This window comes from Parasphingorhabdus sp., from assembly GCF_036964675.1.
GTDB lineage: Bacteria > Pseudomonadota > Alphaproteobacteria > Sphingomonadales > Sphingomonadaceae > Parasphingorhabdus.
On record NZ_JBALTF010000149.1, the window covers coordinates 1 to 771 of the forward strand.

The following is a 771-nucleotide window of genomic DNA, read 5'->3' on the forward strand; positions in this document are numbered from 1 at the left end:
TGTGCATTGGTTGAAACAACAAAATGGGGCCCTAAGTGGGGCCGGACAATTAGGATGGGGTTATTTTTGTTGTTTTATAATATCTTAGCATTAATTAGTGGCGGAGACGGAGGGATTCGAACCCTCGATAGGTTGCCCTATACACGCTTTCCAAGCGTGCGCGATCGACCACTCTGCCACGTCTCCGCAAAAACCGTCTGACCCGTGAATCTGGTCGAATATCAGACAGCGCCGCTTCCCTAGTGCGGGATTCGCGCTTTCGCAAGTGATTGTGTCGGGTTAGGGTGCGGATAACGGAATGTTGGAAATTTAATCCGTTAGTGGTGAGCCTGTCGAACCACGCCGCAAGACGTAAGGCGTCCTTCGACAGGCTCAGGACTAACGACAAGCAGCGGGGCTCTTTACATGAACGGATTATTCTCCATAGCATCGCTCGCGGCGCTCGCCATGGCGGCACCGCTTTCGGCTCAGGAAACCGAGAAGCCCGAATATCCCAGCCCCAATGCCATTGTCGAGGCGGCCCCGGCCAGCGACTGGCTGAAGATCGCGCCCAGCGACCTGCTGGTCATGGACCTGGCGCCCGATACCGACGGCAATACCCGCCGCGTGGTCATCCAGCTGATGCCGGAACCATTCTCGCAAGGATGGATCCGCAATATCCGCAAGCTCGCCACCGCGCGCTGGTGGGATGGCACCAGCATCAACCGGGTACAGGACAATTATGTCGTGCAATGGGGGGATGCCGGTTACGACAATCCGGAATCGGGCGAG

The 771-nt window shown here is 56.7% G+C and carries 1 protein-coding gene and 1 tRNA gene; one reads left to right on the forward strand and one right to left on the reverse strand.

Annotated features, from left to right (window positions below; all coding sequences use genetic code 11):
- Positions 1 to 98: 98 nt before the first annotated feature.
- Positions 99 to 186 (reverse strand) — tRNA-Ser (locus tag V7665_RS13645).
- 219 nt (positions 187 to 405) lie between these two features.
- Between V7665_RS13645 and V7665_RS13650 the strand changes: the two genes are divergently transcribed.
- A partial coding sequence (locus tag V7665_RS13650; protein ID WP_442955236.1) for a peptidylprolyl isomerase occupies positions 406 to 771 on the forward strand: 366 nt, incomplete at its 3' end.